This is a genomic window from Pseudomonas sp. EA_65y_Pfl1_P113 (genome assembly GCF_963970525.1).
GTDB lineage: Bacteria > Pseudomonadota > Gammaproteobacteria > Pseudomonadales > Pseudomonadaceae > Aquipseudomonas > Aquipseudomonas tritici.
The window spans coordinates 1-442 of sequence record NZ_CAXAQM010000631.1 but is presented as its reverse complement, the minus strand read 5'-3'; the positions used below and the strand labels follow the sequence as shown (position 1 = coordinate 442).

General features: G+C 62.4%; 1 protein-coding gene. It reads right to left on the bottom strand.

The window, feature by feature from the left end:
* Nucleotides 1–442, bottom strand: a 442-nt coding sequence (locus AACY52_RS31460; protein WP_339561570.1) for a mechanosensitive ion channel domain-containing protein, incomplete at both ends; no start/stop codon positions are given.

Below are 442 nucleotides of genomic sequence, written 5' to 3'. Positions count from 1 at the left end.
ACCACGTCCTTGATCATCGATGGCAGCGCCTCCATCGTTTCGACCGGGGTCCATTGCACCAGCCCGAGCGTGAACACCACGCGGCGGTATTCGCGCTGGGTGTTGTTGATGATTTCCTTTTCGAGCAATTGCTTGTTGGCGACGATGCGTTCCTCGCCGGTGACGCCGCGGATGCGCGTCGATTTGAGCCCGATCGCCTCGACCGTGCCCGCCGATTTGTCATAGCTGATCGCGTCGCCACGCCGGAACGGGCGATCGAGCAGGATCGCAAGCGCCGCGAACAGATCGGCAAAGATGCCCTGTGCCGCCAGACCGATCGCGATGCCGCCGACGCCAAGGCCTGCGATGAGGCCGGTGACGTTGACCCCGAGATTGTCGAGCACGACGATCGCCGCAATCGCGAAGACCGCAAAGCTGACCAGCAAGCGGATGATGTTCATCG